This window comes from Pseudomonas sp. CDFA 610 (assembly GCF_021147865.1).
Lineage (GTDB): Bacteria > Pseudomonadota > Gammaproteobacteria > Pseudomonadales > Pseudomonadaceae > Aquipseudomonas > Aquipseudomonas alliivorans.
On record NZ_JAGTPM010000001.1, the window covers coordinates 509,229 to 526,945 of the forward strand.

A 17,717-nucleotide genomic window follows, 5' to 3' on the forward strand; every position below is an offset into this window, starting at 1 on the left:
TTACATTCGGAACAGGCCGAAAGTGGTGGGTTCGATAGGGGCGTTGAGCGAAGCGGAGAGGGCGAGCGCGAGAATGTCCCGGGTCTGTGCCGGGTCGATGACGCCGTCGTCCCACAGGCGGGCGCTGGAGTAGTACGGATGCCCCTGATGCTCGTATTGATCCAGGATCGGCTGCTTCAACTCGGCCTGCTGCTGTGCGCTGAACGCCTGACCGCTGCGTTCGGCCTGTTCACACTTGACCTGCACCAGCACGCCGGCGGCCTGCTCGCCGCCCATCACGCCGATTCGGGCGTTGGGCCACATCCACAGGAAACGCGGGTCGTACGCGCGGCCACACATGCCGTAATTGCCCGCGCCGAAACTGCCGCCGATGATCACGGTAAATTTCGGCACCCGCGCGCAAGCCACAGCCGTCACCAGCTTGGCGCCGTGCTTGGCGATGCCACCTGCTTCGTATTTCTGGCCGACCATGAAACCGGTGATGTTCTGCAGAAAGAGCAGGGGGATGCCGCGCTGGCAGGCCAGTTCGATGAAATGCGCGCCTTTTTGCGCGGCCTCGGCGAACAGAATGCCGTTGTTGGCCAGGATCGCGACCGGATAGCCCTTCACATGAGCGAAACCGCAGACCAGCGTGGTGCCGAACAGTGCCTTGAACTCATCGAACACCGACCCGTCCACCAGCCGGGCGATGATTTCACGCACATCGAACGGCTGTTTGGTGTCGGACGGGACAATGCCGTACAGCTCGTCGCTGGCGTACATTGGGTCAATGGGCTTCTGCACGTTCAGTTGACCCTGCTTGCGCCAGTTCAGGTTTGCGATGCAACGCCGGGCCAGTGCCAATGCGTGCTCGTCGCTGTCAGCGTAGTGGTCTGCCACGCCCGAGGTCCGGCAATGCACGTCGGCACCCCCCAGGTCCTCCGCGCTGACCACTTCGCCGGTGGCGGCTTTCACCAGCGGCGGGCCTGCAAGGAAGATAGTTGCCTGCTCGCGGACCATGATCGCTTCGTCGGCCATCGCGGGTACATACGCACCGCCTGCGGTGCAGGAGCCCATCACTACGGCGATCTGCGCAATGCCCTGAGCGCTCATGTTTGCCTGATTGAAAAATATCCGGCCAAAGTGTTCACGGTCAGGGAAAACCTCGTCCTGACGCGGCAGATTGGCCCCTCCGGAATCCACCAGATAAATGCAGGGCAGGCGATTCTGCTGGGCGATGGCCTGAGCGCGCAGGTGCTTTTTTACCGTCAGTGGATAATACGAACCGCCTTTGACGGTGGCATCGTTGGCGATGATCATGCACTCGACGCCTTCCACCCGGCCGATACCGGCTATCACGCCAGCCGCCGGAACGTCTTCGCCGTACACGTCGTAGGCGGCCAGTTGACCGATTTCCAGAAACGGCGAGCCAAGGTCCAGCAACTGATTGATGCGCTCACGGGGCAGCAGCTTGCCGCGCGAGGTGTGCCGCTCCTGAGCCTTGGGGCCGCCGCCTTGTTGAACCTTGCTCAGCAAGGCGCGCAAAGCGTGAACCTGTTCCAGCAGCGCTGCGCGATTGCGCGCGAACTGCGGGTCCCGGAGGTTGATACGGGTATGCAGAATGGCCATAAAGACTCCGGAATCAACGGGTTTCGTTGAACAGTTCGCGGCCGATCAGCATGCGGCGGATTTCGCTGGTGCCCGCGCCGATTTCATAGAGCTTGGCGTCACGTAGCAGACGGCCTGCGGGGAACTCATTGATATACCCATTGCCGCCAAGGATCTGAATGGTGTCCAGCGCCATCTGTGTTGCGCGTTCGGCGCTGTAAAGGATCACGCCTGCGGCGTCCTTGCGGGTGGTTTCACCGCGATCACAGGCCTGCGCCACGGCGTACAGGTAGGCGCGGCTGGCGTTGAGCTGGGTGTACATATCGGCGACCTTGCCCTGAATCAACTGGAACTCACCAATGCTCTGACCAAACTGCTTGCGGTCGTGGATGTAAGGCACTACCACGTCCATGCAGGCCTGCATGATGCCGGTCGGTCCGCCAGACAGCACGACGCGCTCGTAATCCAGACCGCTCATCAGCACCCGGACACCGCCGTCGAGTTTGCCGAGCAGGTTTTCTTCGGGCACCTCCACATCGTCGAAGAACAGCTCGCAGGTGTTGGAGCCGCGCATGCCGAGCTTGTCGAATTTGTTGCTGCGGGAGAAACCTTTCCAGTCGCGCTCGACGATGAACGCGCTGATGCCGTGGGCAGCCTTCTCCAGATCCGTCTTGGCGTAGATCACGTACGTGTTGGCGTCCGGCCCGTTGGTGATCCAGGTCTTGCTGCCATTGAGCACATAGCGATCGCCACGCTTGTCGGCACGCAGCTTCATCGAAACCACGTCAGAGCCGGCATTGGGTTCACTCATGGCCAGCGCACCGACGTGTGCGCCGCTGATCAGCTTCGGCAGATAACGTGCCTTCTGCTCGGGGTTGCCGTTGCGATTGATCTGGTTCACACACAGGTTCGAATGCGCGCCATAGGAAAGCGCCACCGAGGCAGAGCCGCGGCTGATCTCTTCCATGGCCACAACGTGAGCCAGATAGCCAAGACCGGCGCCGCCATATTCTTCGCTGACCGTTATACCCAAAAGACCCATGTCGCCGAACTTGCGCCACATATCCGCCGGGAACAGGTTGTCCTTGTCGATCTGTGCTGCGCGCGGGGAGAGTTCTGCGCTGACGAAGGACCGCAACTGGTCGCGCAGCATGTCGATGGTTTCGCCCAGGGCGAAGTTCAGGCTTGGGTAACTCATGGGTAGCGTTCCTGTTTTATTCTTGGCGGATAGGCTATGACCTTTACGTTAACGTAAACCTGCGTTGCGGCACTGTCAATGTCGGCGTTGACAACAGCACGACGTGGCCAGCGAAGGGGTGAGTGGGGGTATCGAATGCCGGAAAGCACGAAGGGGAGCCTGGGCTCCCCTTCAAGGTTTCTTCTTCAATGCTCTTTTTTTGTTTTCGGGAGGCCTGTTGTTATTTTTGGCAGCCTTGCCCTTCACATCTTTTTTGAGCGATCCCTAAGCAGGACCAAAAGCAAACGTATTTTTTTGAGCGCTGATGACACTTTCATCGTAGTGATCCAACCAGTCCGGCAGCCGCCTTGAGGCAGTTTTATTGTTCTCTGTCTGGTTGCGAACGGCTTGCAGGCAAGCGATTCAGAAAAGCTATCCACTCCAAAAAAATCTGTTAGCTACGCCTCTGTCCGTGTTGTTCTTGTTATGTCAGAGCCGGTACGTATTGTTTTTATTGGGTTGCTGCGTGTTTTTATTTTTGTTGTATCAGAGATATAGCAGGACCCGTGCCAGTTTTTAAAAACCCTTTAAATACGGGGTTTCGGGTGCATCGCTGTATCACGGGACCTTTGAATGGGCTGTCGATTGTTTCCGTGTTACCCGTTTGCCTCGACAGGACGCGACGGAGGGTAACACTGTGTGACAAGTTGTCGCACTTGGTTACCGACCGGTGACACGCTCATGCAGACAGGCGCGCCCTGGCCACTCGCGAACCGTTACTGCGCTCAAGCACGTCGCAGATCCGCTGGCCCGCCTGAATCACCTGATCCAGATCGACTCCGGTTTCGATCCCCATGCCTTCGAGCATATACAGCACGTCCTCGGTAGCAACGTTGCCGCTGGCGCCCTTGGCATAAGGGCAGCCACCGAGGCCTGCGACAGAGCTGTCGAAAACGTGAATGCCTTCTTCAAGGCTGGCATAGATATTCACCAGCGCCTGACCATAGGTGTCATGAAAGTGTCCCGCGAGCTTGCCGCGTGGAATCTGATTGGCCACCGTACTGAACAGCGCACGGGTTGCGCCCGGTGTGCCGGTGCCGATGGTGTCGCCCAGCGAAATCTCGTAGCAACCCATGGCGTGCAGTTCGTTGGCGACTGCAGCCACTTGCTCGGGTGTGACACGCCCCTCATAAGGGCAGCCCAGCACGCAGGATACGTAGCCTCTGACGCGCAACCCGTGCAGACGGGCCGCTTCCATGATCGGCGCGAAACGCTCCAGGCTTTCGCTGATAGAGCAATTGAGGTTGCGCTGCGAGAACGCCTCCGACGCCGCAGCGAATACCGCAACTTCCCGAACGCCTGCCGCCAGGGCGTCCTCGAAACCTCTGAAGTTGGGGGCCAGCGCCGAATAGATAACGCCTTCACGGCGCTGGATCTGTTCGAAAACCTGCGCGGACCCTGCCATTTGAGGTACCCACTTGGGAGAAACAAAGCTGCCGACCTCGATGTGGCCCAGTCCAGCTGCTGTGAGGTCATCCACCAAGCGGACCTTGTCTGCGATGCTGATAGGGCGTGACTCGTTCTGCAGGCCATCGCGCGGGCCCACTTCTACGAGGCTGACATGTCGGGGCAGGGACGTGGGCAAAGGCATGGCGAGGCTACCTGAAGTCATAGGGTTGGAGTGGCGGTTCGATCCAGTGCCGCTCGGCAGCGTTCTTCCGCCGTATCGAGTTCAAGCTGCATCTGCTGGATGTCCAGTAACTGTTGTTCGAGTTGGTCACGACGCTCGGCAATCTTGCCCAGCATGGTGTGCAGCTGTTTCTGGTTATCGCCGCTGGGGTCGTAGAGCGAGATCAGTTCCTTGCACTCGGCCAGTGAAAAACCGATGCGCTTGCCGCGCAGGATCAGTTTCAGGGTCACTTTGTCTCGCGCCGAATAGATACGTTCCATACCTCGCCGCTCTGGGCAGAGCATGCCCTGTTCTTCATAGAAACGAATGGCGCGGGTAGTAATGTCCAGCTCGCGAGCGAGTTCTGAAATGCTGTAGGTCTGGCTGCTCATGGTGAGGCTCAACGAAAGGCGTAGGGTTTAACCTACGGCCTGCTTGACGTATACGTCAAGCAGGCTTGCTGAGAAGGCGTGCAGGAAAGACGATTGTTCTCGATCTGGAAATGACGTCAACTCGAAAACTATTCGTTAATAAAAACAATGTATTAACGTATCAAGCTGAGGCTTTTTCCAGGTGTTGTTCCTGCGCGGTAACCCGCTGGCACAGCTCAATGATCTGCTCGCGCATCCAGCGATTGGCCGGATCCTGATCCGTGCTTTCGTGCCAGTAGAGGTGCGTTTCGACCGAGGGCACGTCATTCACCGGCAGGTACACGAAGTGCAGGTCGTTGCGACGGGCAAAGCGTTCCGGCACGGTCATGACCATGTCCGTTTGCTGCAAAACCTGTGTGGCCATCAGGTAGTGCTGGGAGCGCAGGGCGATCTTGCGCTGGATACCCATCTTGCCCAGCGCCAGGTCCACATGACCCAGTCCACTGCGACGGCTCGAAATATGAATGTGCGCCTGCGCCAGATAGTCATCCAGAGCGAACGCCGGCTTGCCTGCAAGGGGATGTCCCTTGCGCATGGCGCAGACGTATTTATCTTCCATCAGCTTGACATGCCGTACCTGTGGATCGGTGTTGAGCGGTGCGTCGACGGCAAAGTCCAGCCGCCCGGCCGCGAGTTCTTTGGTGGTCTCGCGACGCTTGGACAGAAAGCTTTCGATGGTCACCGCTGGCGCCAGACGACGCAGACGTTGAAACAGCAGCGGCAGAATCACCGCTTCGGTAAGGTCGGTCATGCTGATGCGATAGTTCTTGCTGGCCTGCTGCGGATTGAATATCCGGCTTTCCTGGACGGATACACGCAGCAAGGACAGGGCATTGCGTACCGGGCCGATGATGTTCTGCGCCATGGGCGTGGGCACCATGCCCTGGGCGGTGCGCACGAATAACGCATCGTTGAAGGTCTCGCGCAAGCGTGCCAGCGCGTTGGAGACGGCCGGCTGGGTGATGCCGACGATCTGTCCGGCCCGGGTCAGATTGGCTTCTGTGTAAATGGCGTCGAAGACAATGAATAGATTGAGATCAACCTTGCTCAGGTTCATTGGTGGAGCGCCTCGTCCTGTTTTTGTGGATCGTCGCTTGTGCCGCAACGTGGCTTGATCATATATCGGTTATGAATGTTTATACACGCTGAGAATAGATTAGATAAATGCACGCGCGTTCTCTAGCATCCCTCTCATCACAAAGACGCCCCGAAGAAAGGTAGCTGCTCATGGATTTTGCGTATTCCCCCAAGGTGCAGGCACTGCGTGAGCGTGTGACCGCGTTCATGGATGCCTACGTTTATCCGGCCGAGCCGGTGTTCGAACGGCAGGTTGCGGAGGGCGACCGTTGGCAGCCGACGGCGATCATGGAGCAGCTCAAGGCGCAGGCGAGGGCAGAAGGGTTGTGGAACCTGTTCCTGCCCGAGTCCGAGCTGGGTGCCGGGCTGACTAATCTGGAATACGCACCGCTTGCGGAAATCATGGGCCGTTCACTGCTGGGGCCGGAGCCGTTCAACTGCTCCGCGCCGGATACCGGCAATATGGAAGTGTTGGTTCGCTATGCCAGCGAAGAGCAGAAAACCCGCTGGCTGGAGCCCCTGTTGCGCGGCGAGATTCGTTCGGCGTTTGCCATGACCGAGCCGGATGTTGCCTCATCGGATGCCACCAACATGGCCGCGCGAGCCGAGCGTCAGGGCGACGAGTGGGTGATCAACGGCCGTAAATGGTGGACATCCGGTGCCTGTGATCCGCGCTGCAAGATTCTGATTTTCATGGGCCTGAGCAATCCGGAGGGTCCGCGTCATCAGCAGCACTCCATGATTTTGGTGCCCGTCGACACGCCCGGCGTGAAAATCGTGCGGCCGTTGCCGGTATTCGGTTACGACGATGCACCCCATGGTCATGCGGAAGTGCTGTTCGAAAACGTTCGGGTGCCTTACGAGAATGTGCTGCTGGGCGAAGGGCGCGGCTTCGAGATTGCCCAGGGGCGTCTCGGGCCGGGTCGCATCCACCACTGCATGCGTTCGATCGGCATGGCCGAGCGGGCGCTTGAGCTGATGTGCAGGCGCTCCATCGATCGTGTTGCGTTCGGCAAGCCTTTGGCGAGGCTCGGCGGCAATATCGACAAGATCGCCGATTCACGCATGGAGATCGACATGGCCCGCTTGCTGACACTCAAGGCGGCTTACATGATGGACACGGTGGGCAACAAGGTGGCGAAAAGCGAAATCGCGCAGATCAAGGTCGTGGCACCCAACATTGCGCTGAAGGTGATTGACCGGGCCATTCAGATGCACGGCGGGGCGGGCGTTTCCAATGATTTTCCGCTGGCTTACATGTATGCCATGCAACGCACCCTGCGTCTGGCAGACGGTCCGGACGAGGTCCACCGGGCTGCAATCGGCAAGTTTGAGCTGGGCAAGTATGTGCCTGCGGATGGGGTGCGCAGTCGGTCTTGAGCGTTCTGACAGGGCGCTGCAAGTCAGATGGCGCACACGCGACTACTCCACCCACACCTCAACCCTCCGATTCTTGATCCGGCCATCGTCCAGGTCGTTGGCGGCGACGGGCATTTCGTCACCAAGTCCCAGAATTTCTCGGAAAGTCACGCCACTTTTCTGCAGTTCACGGCGCACGGCCATGGCCCTGAGCCTTGAAAGCAGCACCGCACGCTCCGGGTCGCTCTTGGCGTCGCCGAAGCCGACGAGCGTGACGCGTTGGTGAAGTCTGCGGTTGGCTTTCAGGTATTCCACCACACGCTTGAGATCCAGTTGGGCCTTGTTGTCCAGCCGTGCGCTGCCCTGGGCGAAGCGAAAGTTGACCGAAAGACGCTCGGCCTTGCGGGTGAGAGACTGGTAATCGACCGGCATCTGGCGGGTTGTCGCGACCTTGATCGCCTGCACCGTCTGCGCGACGAATCCGTTTTGTGCCACGATGGCCTGGCCCTCGGCGCTCTGCGCGAACTGCACCAGCGCTTCAGCCCAGGGTTGTTGTTTCAATGGTGGCACGTATAAGAACAAGCGCCGTGACAGCGGATAGTCCTCGGTGGCAATCAGGTTGACCGTCGGCAGCATGGGCTTTGAATCGCCATCGGCAATCGCGATGGCTCTGCCGCGACGGACGTAAGGCAGGCCGATGAACCCGATACCGTTACGGTCCTTGCTGACCTCATCGGACAGTTGCTCGCTGGACTCGAATCGGATCGCGGCTTTGGACAGGCTCTTGCCCTGTTTGAGCAGTACCAGTTCCTTGAAGGTTTCCCACGTCCCGGACTTCTCGTCACGTGTGTAAAGCCTGATCGGACCGGTTGTGCCACCCACCTCGCTCCAGTCCCTGACCTCGCCGGAAAAGATCCGCGCCAGTTGCCGTGTGTCCAGCTCGCGCAGCGGGTTGCCGGGATGCAGGATGACCGCCACCCCGTCGATGGCGATGACTTGTTCGCCTGCAGCGCTTTGAAGGTCGCCCAATCGTGCGAGGTCCGCAGCCTCCTGAGGCTTGATCGGGCGTGAGGAGGAGGCCATGTCGGCGGTCCCTGCATTCAGAGCTTCGAATCCGGTACCTGAACCGTGGGCAGCGATTTCTACCCGAACGGGCTTGTTTGTGCCTGACACCACGCCCACGACACGCTGTTCATTGACGGCATCACCTGGCAGGGTCTGTACGGCTTGCAGTCCCTGCTGACGCATGAGTCCTTCGACCAGCATAGGCCCGAGCCTGGCGTTGATGGTATTGGAGCCTTGAATGCGCAGTGCGGGCGAATCGTCAGACGGTATCGGCAGCGGGGGCGCCGCGACGCAGGGAAGGGTGGCGCTTGCAAGGAGCAGCGCCGCAAGCAGAGCGCGCAACATCGGCGGCACCTTGAATGAACGGAAGTGCCGAGAGAATAAGACAGGGACGTTACGGAGATATGACAGTTTTCACGTCGGAGGAAGCGCTACCTGCCCGCAATGTCGGACAGGAACTTGCGCTCGGCTGTCAGTGCAGTTCCAGCCAGATCGGCGCGTGGTCCGATGGCTTTTCCATGCCGCGCAGATCGTAATCCACGCCCGCAGCCTTGATGCGCGGCTGCAGGCCGCTGGAGGTCATGATCAGGTCGATCCTGAGGCCGCGCTTGGGCTCGTCTTCAAAGCCGCGGCTGCGGTAGTCGAACCAACTGAACCGATCGACGACTTCCGGGTGCAGATGCCGAAAACTGTCTACCAGCCCCCAGTTTTTCAGCCGCTCCATCCACTCGCGCTCCTCGGGCAGGAAACTGCATTTACCGGTTTTCAGCCAGCGCTTGGCATTGTCCGGACCGATGCCGATATCGCAGTCCTGTGGCGAAATATTCACGTCGCCCATCACTATCAGCGGCTGCTCATTGCTGAAACGGGTTTCGAGCAGCGTTTGCAGGTCGTTGTAGAAACGCTGTTTGGCGGGGAACTTGGTCGGGTGGTCACGGCTTTCGCCCTGTGGAAAATAGCCGTTCATGATGGTGATGGCCTGGCCGTCAGCATCGGCATAAGTGCCCTGGATGAAACGCTTCTGCGACGCTTCGTCGTCGCCGTCAAAGCCTTTGTTCACCGCCAGCGGAGCCTGGCGCGATAGCAGCGCGACGCCGTAATGACCTTTCTGTCCGTGAAAATGAACGTGGTAACCCAAGGCTTCGATCTCTGCCTGAGGAAACTGCTCATCCGAGACTTTGGTTTCCTGAAGACCGATCACGTCAGGCTGGTGTTTCTCGATCAGCGCTGCCAGCTGATGCGGTCGAGCGCGGAGCCCATTGATGTTGAACGAGACGATTTTCATAAAACGGCAGTCCTGAAGAAAAACAAACCGCGATGCTAGCTGACCTGTCGACTCAGGGCCAGCAGAGCGGCCTTTGGAGGTATATCGAGCCTGTCTGGCAATTTGTTTGAACTGTCGCAAGGTGCCATCACTCGAAACGATGCTTGCCAAAGTGCTGCGCAAAAGCAGTCCCGTCATTATGAGGTCCGTCCATGTCCCAACCTGCTGCCATCCGGGGCGAAATTCGCCAGCTCGACAGTGGTTATGCCCGTGAAACCCGTGCCTTGCTGTTCCGTGCGTACCGTAACGATCCAACCTTCGCCTATGTATTCAACTCGCAGCGCTCTGGCTTCGAAAATCGGATTCGCGAAACCATCCGTCAACTGGTCAAGCAGCATTTCCTGCAGAACCAGCCTGGCATGGGGTTGTTCATCGAGGATCGTCTGGTGGGCGTTGCGCTTATTGCACCGCCGCAGCGTCGTCTGGGGATTACGGAAAGCTGGGCATGGCGTTTGCGCATGGTGGTGGGGACGGGCCTGAGTTGCACGCAACGCTACCTGGCTTACTACAATGCAGTGCTGGCCTGCGTGCCTTCGGAGACCGTTCATGTACTGCCGTTGATCGGGCTGGAGCCGGAATTTCAGGGGCAGAAGACCGGACAGGAACTAAGCGAACAGCTTCTGCAGGCGCTACATGACTGGTGCTCGGAGGATGAAAATTCCGAAGGCATCGTGCTGGACACCGGAAATCCTCGCTATCTCGAGTTCTATAAGCGGCAGGGCTATCAGGAAGTTGGCGAAATTGCGGTAGGACCCGTCCGAGAGCATGTCTTTTTTCACCCGAACCCTAAGGCCCCACTGCCGATCCATGACGTAACGGTTTGAAACACCGTTGTTTTAGGGTTTTCAGCGTAGCCCTCAGGTCGTGCTAGCATCCTTGCCCATGAAGCTTTTCAGAATATGCACTGGCGGTGTGCTTGTAATGTCTTTAAGTGCTGCGGCACTGGCCGAAGCACGCCTTGATGTGCAGATCACGCCCGCCAACCCGGACCTCAAGGCCAACATAGAAGGTTATGTCGGTGAGCTTGGCGAGCGTAACGCTCAGGCCCTGCGTAATTTCAGTCTCGGTGCGGAGCAGCAGGCGGAAAAGGCCGCTCAGGCGCTTGGATACTATCAGGCGCAGATCGACAGTGAAATTCGGGACGGTGAAAACCCTCGCCTGATCATCAAGGTCTTGCCGGGTGAGCCCATTCGCTTGCGCAATGTGGTCGTCCGGGTCGAGGGGCCGGCCGCGTCGCTGAAGGCCTTCAAGGTGCCGCAGAGCGACGCGCTCAAGGCCGGTGCCGTTTTGAACCATGGTCATTATGAAGACGCCAAGCGGCTGATTCAGAATCAGGCGTCCCGCTACGGCTTCTTCAGCGGTCACTTCACAAGCCAGCGTCTTGCCATCGACCCGCGTGCCGGTGTTGCGGACATCGATCTGGTGTATGACAGCGGTCCCCGTTATTCGCTGGGCAAAGTGGTGTTCAGTGGTGATTCGCCGTTCGACGAAGACCTCCTCAAACGGATGGTGCCGTTCAAGGAGAACACCCCCTACGACTCGCAGTTGATTGCAGAGCTCAATCAGGCGATGCAGGCGAGCGGTTACTTCGAAGGCGTGCGCGTGGATGCGGCACCGACCGCAGCCGTCGGCCAGGTTATCCCGGTCACGGTGCAGCTTGAAACCCGCAAGCCGCGCACCATGGGCCTGGGTCTTGGTTTCTCCACCGACGTCGGGCCCAGAGGCAAGGCCAACTGGACCCGGCACTGGGCCAACGCTCAAGGGCACAGCTACGGCTTCGAGTCTGAACTTTCGGCCCCTCGGCAGAACGTGGGCCTTTGGTACGACGTGCCGCTCGATCCGCCGTTGACCGACAAGCTGCGTTTCGCCGGTGGCTATCAATACGAAGAGATCGCAGGTACCGACAGCCTCAGCAAGCTGCTGACCGTCGGCCCCGAATGGCACAGCAAATTGCCCAGCGGCTGGGAGCGGGTGGTCTCGCTGAAATGGCAGCGTGAAGAATATCGGCTCGGGGACGATTCCGGTCTGAGCACTTTGCTGATGCCGGGCGTCAGCTATTCCTACCTGCGCAGCGACGACCGTATCGACCCGCATAAAGGCTACCGGCTGCAATTCGATGCGCAGGTGGCCAAGGAGGGGTTGGGGTCCGACGCCAACCTTGTTCGCGGCAATGTGCTGCTCAAAGGCCTGACCACCGTTGCACAAAATCACCGTTTTCTCGGGCGTGTCCAGTTCGGTGGAAACTTCACTGACGGCTACACCTCGATACCGCCATCGTTGCGCTTTTTCGCGGGTGGCGATCAGAGCGTGCGCGGTTATGACTATCAGACCCTGTCACCGACCAACTCCGATGGCGACCGGATCGGTGGGCGCTACATGGTGGCGGGCAGCGTTGAGTACCAGTACTCGATTGCCGAAAAGTGGCGGCTGGCGACCTTTGTCGATCAGGGCAACTCGTTCAACAACCTGGATTTGCCGAGCCTGAAAACCGGCGTCGGCTTCGGCGTGCGCTGGGTCTCTCCGGTTGGACCGCTGCGTCTGGATCTGGCGCATCCACTGGACGATGACGGCGGTGTTCGTCTGCACTTTTCCATGGGGCCGGAGCTTTGACGAAGATGAACATCAAGCGCGGTCTGAAAATCGCCGGACTGAGCCTGCTGGCGGTTTTGCTGGTGCTGGTAGCAAGCATCTCGCTGGTGCTTGGCACGCAAAGCGGCAGCCAGTGGGCACTGGCCCGCATGCCTGGCCTGCAACTGGGGAACTTTCAAGGTCGGCTGGGCGGTCAGTGGAGCGCCGACCGCTTGCTCTGGGTGCAAGGTGAAGACCGCGTCGAGGTTCAGGCGCTGGCATTTGACTGGACTCCGGGTTGCCTGCTCAAGATGACGCTCTGCGTCGATCAACTGAACGCTGAAAGCGTCATGCTGCACTTTGCGCCCGGCACAGAGCCAGCCAGTAAAGGTCCCATGACCTTACCCACTCTCAAGTTGCCGCTGGCTATTGAACTCAAGGACGTCCAGCTTGGCAGTCTGCAACTCGACGGTATCGAGCAACTGCGCGACCTCAAGCTTGCCGCCCACTGGACGGCTCAGGGGCTGCAGATCGACCGTGCGCATCTGCAGCGTGACGAAATGGTTCTGGACCTCAACGGGCTGCTCAACCCTGCTGGCGACTGGCCGCTGGCCCTCGCTGGGCACTTGCAATTGCCGCCGCAGGACGGCAAGCCGTGGGCATTGGCACTGGATATTCAGGGTGATCTGCTCAAGACCCTGCAACTGAATGCCGACAGCAGCGGGTATCTGACAGGCCGTTTGAGCGGAGAGCTGCAACCGCTTGCCGAGCATCTGCCCGCGCGCCTTCAACTCACTTCGGACCGTTTCAAACCCAGTGCAGGGTTACCGGAAACGATCCAGCTTGATCAGTTGCTGCTGACCGCCGAAGGTAATCTGGACACTGGTTATCAGATCAACGGCACGGCCAGTCTGCCTGCGGAAAAAGGCCCCATGACGCTTGCGCTGCAAGGCCTCGCGGACGCCAAAGGTGCCACCATTGAGGCGCTGAACCTCGCCGCCAGCGAACAGCAGCGTCTGCTCGTCAATGGCAAAGTGAACTGGGAGACCGGCTTAAGCGCAGATGCCACAGTCGATTGGCTCGATTTCCCGTGGCAGCGGCTGTATCCGCTTGAATCGGAGCCGCAAGTCGCACTGCATGCATTCAAGGGGGATGTGTCCTATACCGACGGCAAGTATCTGGGTAATTTCAATGCCAGTCTCAAGGGGCCGGCAGGTGCGTTCACCGTCGTCAGCCCCTTCAGCGGCGACCTGCAGCGGATTTATCTGCCGCAACTGGAAGTGGTGGCCGGGCAGGGTAAGGCCAGCGGTCATCTGAACCTGCAATTTGCCGACGGCATTGGCTGGGACACGGCACTGGACCTCAGCTCGCTGGATCCTTCGTTCTGGGTGGCTGAACTGCCCGGTACGCTCGCCGGACCTTTGCGCAGCAAGGGGCAGCTCAAAAACGAACAACTGGAGCTGACCGCCGATCTGGATCTGAAAGGTCGCCTGCGTGGGCAGCCTGCGGTATTGCAGGCGAAGGCCGATGGCCGGGGTCAGCAATGGAACCTGCCTGGTCTGAGCATTCGCCTCGGTGACAACCGGATTGAGGGCCGTGGGAGTCTCGATCAGCGCCTGCAAGGCCAGCTGGATCTCAATCTGCCGCGACTGGGCCAGTTGTGGCCACGCCTGCAGGGTCAGGCGAAAGGTCGTCTGGATCTGGCGGGCACCTTGAGGGCTCCGCAGGGCCAGCTCAACCTGCAGGGCAGCCAGCTCGCATTTCAGGATAACCGTCTGCAGAGTCTGACGGCCAACGCGAAACTGGACGCGGCGCAACGTGCGACGATCAACGTCAAAGGCTCCGGCATTCAGGCGGGCGATACGGCCCTCGGGACATTGACGCTGGACGGCCAGGGCACCCTCAAGGCGCAGCAGTTGAAGCTCGATCTGCAAGGCCCGTTGCTCAAGCTGGCGCTGGCGCTGGATGGAACGCTGGATAACGGCAACTGGCGTGGCCGTCTGGCCAGTGGCAACGTCCAAAGCGGTGGACAGGCCTGGCGTCTGCAACAACCGGCAAAAATCGAACGGCTGGCCGATGGAAAACTCAACGTTGGTGCGCATTGCTGGCTGTCCGGTAACGCGAGCCTGTGCGGTGAGGATCAGCGGCTGATGCCCGAGCCTCGCTTGCGTTATCACCTCAAGAACTTCCCACTCGAGAGTCTTGCCCAGTGGATGCCCAGGGATTTTGCCTGGAAAGGATCGCTCAACGCCGACGTTCAGCTGGATGTGCCTGCTGCCGGCCCCAATGGCCAGATCACAGTCGATGCCGGTGGCGGCACGTTGCGGGTACGCGACAAGGAGCAATGGCTCGACTTCCCGTACCAGACTCTCAGGCTGACCAGCACGTTGACGCCCAAGCGCATCGATTCCCGGCTTGATTTTGACGGCGCGAAGCTGGGGCGTCTGCTGTTGAGCGCGCAGATCGATCCGCTTTCCAGCAATAAAGCGCTGTCTGGCGAATTCAACTTGTCGGGTCTGGATCTGTCGGTGGCGCGCCCGTTTGCACCTATGGTCGAGAAGCTCAACGGTCGCCTGAATGGCAGCGGCCGTCTTTCCGGTGGACTGTTGGCGCCGCTGGTCAATGGCAGCGTCACGCTTCAGGGCGGCGAAGTGTCGGGTCCAGAGTTGCCGCTGGAGCTGCGTGACCTTAATGTTCAGGCGCTGATTGCTGGCGAGAACGTTCAGGTGAACGGCGGCTGGAAAAGTGGCTCCACTGGGCAGGGCTCCCTCACCGGACAGGTGGCCTGGGGGCAGGCATCGGTGGTTGACCTGAGTCTGAAAGGTTCGCGGCTGCCGATTCATGTGGAGCCTTACGCGGAAGTCGAAGCGGCTCCCGACCTGAAAATTTCGATGCAGGGCGAGCGGCTGGCGGTCTCCGGCAAGGTGCTGATCCCCAAAGGCACTATCACCGTTCGCGAGCTGCCACCTTCAACCGTCAAGCTGTCAGGCGACACTGTGATTGTCGGCCAGCAGACCGAGGAGGGCGCGCCGCCACTTGCCGTTGCCATGGACATCGACGTGGAAGTCGGCCAGGACACGCTCAGTTTCAACGGCTTCGGCCTGACTGCCGATCTGGTCGGGCGTGTCCACATAGGCGACAACCTCGATACCCGTGGCGAGCTGAGTCTCAACAACGGGCGTTACCGCGCCTACGGGCAGCGCTTGACCATTCGCAAGGCGAGGCTCCTGTTCGCAGGCCCTGTGGATCAGCCGTATCTGGATATCGAGGCGATTCGTCAGACAGACGATGTGATCGCTGGCATCCGACTGACCGGCAGCGCGGAACAGCCGACCACCGAGGTATTCTCCGAGCCGGCGATGAGCCAGGAGCAGGCGCTGTCCTATCTGGTGATGGGCCGTCCACTGGGCAATTCCGGCGAGGACAACAACATGGTTGCGCAGGCTGCGCTGGCACTTGGCGTCGCAGGCAGTGCTTCGACGACCGGCAAACTGGCCGATAATCTGGGCATCAAGGACTTCGAACTGGACACGTCCGGGACCGGCGACAAGACCAATGTCGTAGCCAGTGGCAAGATCACCGACAAGCTGAGCCTGCGCTACGGGGTTGGCGTGTTCGAGCCTGCCAATACCATCGCGTTGCGCTACCTGCTGAGCAAGCGGGTCTACCTGGAAGCGGCCAGCGGAATCGCCAGCTCACTGGACATTTTCTACAAGCGCGACTTTTGATAGCGACGCTGTCACGGAAGGCTGACAAAATGTTGCGCTCGACAGAACAGGCAAGAACCCGCTAAAACGTTTCTTCATATTGGCTTACCCAGAAAGCGGAATACCGGTAATCATGGATCGATTCAACGCCATGCGCGTTTTCACCCGCATCGTCGAACTTGGCGGCTTCGCCAGGGCCGCCGAGAGCCTGCAGATGCCCCGTGCATCGGTGACGATTCTGATCAAGCAGCTGGAAGCGCACCTGGGTGTCCAGCTCTTGCAACGCACCACACGCCAGGTCAGTGCCACGCCCGATGGCAATGCTTACTACCAGCGCTGCCTGAGTCTGCTGGCTGACCTGGAAGATGCCGAGTCCGCGTTCTCATCGCTCAACGCCGGGCCCAAGGGGCTGCTGCGGGTTGATCTGCCCATGAGTCTGGGATGCATGATCGTGATGCCCTCGCTGCCGGAGTTCACTCGACGTTATCCGCAGATCGAACTGGAGATCGGCATGAGTGACCGACAGGTCGATCTGATACGTGAGGGCGTCGATTGCGTACTGCGCGCTGGAAGCTCCCATGATGAGGCGCTGGTCGCCAGGCCTCTGGAAAACCTTACGCAGATGACCTGTGCCAGCCGGTCGTACCTCGATCAGCACGGCTCGCCCCTTGATCTGGATGAGTTGGCGCAGCACAAGGTGATTGAATATTTCTCGACCGGAACCAACAAGCGTTACGGGTTACAGTTCATGGTGCGTGGACAGTTGCATGAGCCCCGCCTGCCACGCTCAATTGCCGTCAACAGCGCAGAAGGCTACGTCGCTGCGTGTGAAGCCGGGTTCGGACTTATCCAGGCACCGCGCTACCATATTGCCGGGCAGTTGCGCAGCGGCACGCTGGTTGAAGTACTGCGTGAATATCGGCCGCCTGCATTACCGCTTATGGCGCTGTATCCACCGCATCGACAGTTGTCGCGGCGTGTCAGGGTGTTCGTCGACTGGCTGGCTGAATTGTGTGCCCGGCCCGAGATCAGGGACCGACTCAATTCCTGAGCGAATTCGGAATTATCCGATATAGGTCATGCTTCACTTTCGTGTTTAACTTCTGGTTCTTATCCAAACCCACTGAAAAAGGACATCGTTTCATGGCTCAAGTGACTCTCAAAGGCGGCCCTGTTCAAGTCAATGGCGAACTGCCAAAGAACGGCAGCGCTGCACCTGCTTTCACGCTGGTGGGTGCCGGCCTGGCTGAAGTGACTCTGCAGGAGTTCGCCGGCAAGCGCAAAGTACTGAACATCTTCCCAAGCGTCGACACGCCGACCTGCGCGACTTCGGTACGCAAGTTCAACGCTCAGGCAAACGATGTGGCCAACGCAGTCGTGCTGTGCATCTCCGCCGACCTGCCTTTCGCCCAGGCTCGCTTCTGCGGTTCCGAAGGCCTGGAAAACGTCAAGAACCTGTCCACCTTCCGCAGCGCTGATTTCAGCGAAAACTACGGTGTGGCCATTGCCGACGGTCCTCTGAAAGGTCTGACCGCCCGCGCCGTCGTGGTTCTGGATGAAAATAACAATGTGCTGCACAGCGAGCTGGTTTCCGAAATCGCTGAAGAACCGAACTACGAGGCTGCACTGGCAGTATTGAAGTAACGTTCAGCAACCCATCGACGGCCTGAACCCGTTCAGGCCGTTTTTATTTGTGCTTCAACCGTTTAACGAAAGTAAGCGCTTGGTAAAGGCGCTTTGCTTGCAGCTCATC

At 59.4% G+C, this 17,717-nt stretch carries 13 protein-coding genes and 1 pseudogene; 7 read left to right on the top strand and 7 right to left on the bottom strand.

Features of this window, described 5'->3' with window-relative positions:
- Both KDX39_RS02345 and KDX39_RS02350 read right to left on the bottom strand, forming a co-directional pair.
- The gene (locus tag KDX39_RS02345; RefSeq protein ID WP_231659227.1) at positions 1-1,608 is read right to left on the bottom strand and encodes a carboxyl transferase domain-containing protein; all 1,608 of its coding nucleotides are present in this window, start codon (positions 1,606-1,608) and stop codon (positions 1-3) included.
- 13 nt (positions 1,609-1,621) lie between these two features.
- A complete protein-coding gene (locus tag KDX39_RS02350) occupies positions 1,622-2,785 on the bottom strand; it encodes an isovaleryl-CoA dehydrogenase (RefSeq protein ID WP_231659228.1) in 1,164 nt (387 codons plus the stop codon).
- 135 nt (positions 2,786-2,920) lie between these two features.
- Here KDX39_RS02350 and KDX39_RS02355 point away from each other — a divergent pair.
- Positions 2,921-3,222, top strand: a pseudogene (locus KDX39_RS02355) (hypothetical protein).
- A 281-nt stretch (positions 3,223-3,503) separates the two neighbouring features.
- Here KDX39_RS02355 and KDX39_RS02360 read toward each other — a convergent pair.
- The 3 genes from KDX39_RS02360 to KDX39_RS02370 all read right to left on the bottom strand — a co-directional run bounded on the left by KDX39_RS02360 (position 3,504) and on the right by KDX39_RS02370 (position 5,921).
- A complete protein-coding gene (locus tag KDX39_RS02360; RefSeq protein WP_231659229.1) occupies positions 3,504-4,415 on the bottom strand; it encodes a hydroxymethylglutaryl-CoA lyase in 912 nt (303 codons plus the stop codon).
- 17 nt (positions 4,416-4,432) lie between these two features.
- Positions 4,433-4,825 carry a MerR family transcriptional regulator gene (locus KDX39_RS02365; protein WP_025995485.1) on the bottom strand — a complete coding sequence of 131 codons (393 nt, stop codon included), beginning with the start codon at positions 4,823-4,825 and terminating at the stop codon, positions 4,433-4,435.
- A 160-nt stretch (positions 4,826-4,985) separates the two neighbouring features.
- Positions 4,986-5,921 (bottom strand): LysR family transcriptional regulator, encoded by a 936-nt coding sequence (locus KDX39_RS02370; RefSeq protein WP_231659230.1) that lies wholly within the window; start codon positions 5,919-5,921, stop codon positions 4,986-4,988.
- A 170-nt stretch (positions 5,922-6,091) separates the two neighbouring features.
- Here KDX39_RS02370 and KDX39_RS02375 point away from each other — a divergent pair, with 170 nt between their 5' ends.
- Positions 6,092-7,321: an acyl-CoA dehydrogenase gene (locus KDX39_RS02375; RefSeq protein WP_231659231.1), complete on the top strand. Its 1,230-nt coding sequence runs from the start codon at positions 6,092-6,094 to the stop codon at positions 7,319-7,321.
- A gap of 42 nt (positions 7,322-7,363) precedes the next feature.
- On the opposite strand, the gene KDX39_RS02380 is transcribed toward KDX39_RS02375, so the two are convergent.
- Both KDX39_RS02380 and xthA read right to left on the bottom strand, forming a co-directional pair.
- Positions 7,364-8,710 carry a substrate-binding domain-containing protein gene (locus KDX39_RS02380; protein WP_231659232.1) on the bottom strand — a complete coding sequence of 449 codons (1,347 nt, stop codon included), beginning with the start codon at positions 8,708-8,710 and terminating at the stop codon, positions 7,364-7,366.
- Positions 8,711-8,837: 127 nt separating this feature from the next.
- Positions 8,838-9,650: an exodeoxyribonuclease III gene (gene xthA, locus KDX39_RS02385; RefSeq protein WP_231659233.1), complete on the bottom strand. Its 813-nt coding sequence runs from the start codon at positions 9,648-9,650 to the stop codon at positions 8,838-8,840.
- Between the two features lie 191 nt (positions 9,651-9,841).
- Here xthA and KDX39_RS02390 point away from each other — a divergent pair, with 191 nt between their 5' ends.
- The 5 genes from KDX39_RS02390 (at position 9,842) to tpx (ending at position 17,608) form a co-directional block, all read left to right on the top strand.
- Entirely contained in the window at positions 9,842-10,513 is a 672-nt protein-coding gene (locus KDX39_RS02390) for a GNAT family N-acetyltransferase (protein WP_184322817.1), read from the top strand.
- 58 nt (positions 10,514-10,571) lie between these two features.
- Complete coding sequence (locus tag KDX39_RS02395; protein WP_231659234.1) at positions 10,572-12,299, top strand: autotransporter assembly complex protein TamA; 1,728 nt, start codon at positions 10,572-10,574, stop codon at positions 12,297-12,299.
- Positions 12,300-12,304: 5 nt separating this feature from the next.
- Complete coding sequence (locus KDX39_RS02400; protein ID WP_231659235.1) at positions 12,305-15,985, top strand: translocation/assembly module TamB domain-containing protein; 3,681 nt, start codon at positions 12,305-12,307, stop codon at positions 15,983-15,985.
- A gap of 112 nt (positions 15,986-16,097) precedes the next feature.
- Complete coding sequence (locus tag KDX39_RS02405) at positions 16,098-17,015, top strand: LysR family transcriptional regulator (RefSeq protein ID WP_231659236.1); 918 nt, start codon at positions 16,098-16,100, stop codon at positions 17,013-17,015.
- Between the two features lie 92 nt (positions 17,016-17,107).
- Positions 17,108-17,608: a thiol peroxidase gene (tpx, locus tag KDX39_RS02410; protein WP_043306091.1), complete on the top strand. Its 501-nt coding sequence runs from the start codon at positions 17,108-17,110 to the stop codon at positions 17,606-17,608.
- Positions 17,609-17,717: the final 109 nt, after the last annotated feature.

Coding starts and splice junctions, on each gene's coding strand:
- KDX39_RS02390 (WP_184322817.1), top strand. CDS start 9,842: ATGTCCCAACCTGCTGCCATCCGGGGCGAAATTCGCCAGCTCGACAGT.
- KDX39_RS02370 (WP_231659230.1), bottom strand. CDS start 5,921: ATGAACCTGAGCAAGGTTGATCTCAATCTATTCATTGTCTTCGACGCC.
- KDX39_RS02350 (WP_231659228.1), bottom strand. CDS start 2,785: ATGAGTTACCCAAGCCTGAACTTCGCCCTGGGCGAAACCATCGACATG.
- xthA (WP_231659233.1), bottom strand. CDS start 9,650: ATGAAAATCGTCTCGTTCAACATCAATGGGCTCCGCGCTCGACCGCAT.
- KDX39_RS02375 (WP_231659231.1), top strand. CDS start 6,092: ATGGATTTTGCGTATTCCCCCAAGGTGCAGGCACTGCGTGAGCGTGTG.
- KDX39_RS02345 (WP_231659227.1), bottom strand. CDS start 1,608: ATGGCCATTCTGCATACCCGTATCAACCTCCGGGACCCGCAGTTCGCG.
- KDX39_RS02365 (WP_025995485.1), bottom strand. CDS start 4,825: ATGAGCAGCCAGACCTACAGCATTTCAGAACTCGCTCGCGAGCTGGAC.
- KDX39_RS02405 (WP_231659236.1), top strand. CDS start 16,098: ATGGATCGATTCAACGCCATGCGCGTTTTCACCCGCATCGTCGAACTT.
- tpx (WP_043306091.1), top strand. CDS start 17,108: ATGGCTCAAGTGACTCTCAAAGGCGGCCCTGTTCAAGTCAATGGCGAA.
- KDX39_RS02400 (WP_231659235.1), top strand. CDS start 12,305: ATGAACATCAAGCGCGGTCTGAAAATCGCCGGACTGAGCCTGCTGGCG.
- KDX39_RS02360 (WP_231659229.1), bottom strand. CDS start 4,415: ATGCCTTTGCCCACGTCCCTGCCCCGACATGTCAGCCTCGTAGAAGTG.
- KDX39_RS02395 (WP_231659234.1), top strand. CDS start 10,572: ATGAAGCTTTTCAGAATATGCACTGGCGGTGTGCTTGTAATGTCTTTA.
- KDX39_RS02380 (WP_231659232.1), bottom strand. CDS start 8,710: ATGTTGCGCGCTCTGCTTGCGGCGCTGCTCCTTGCAAGCGCCACCCTT.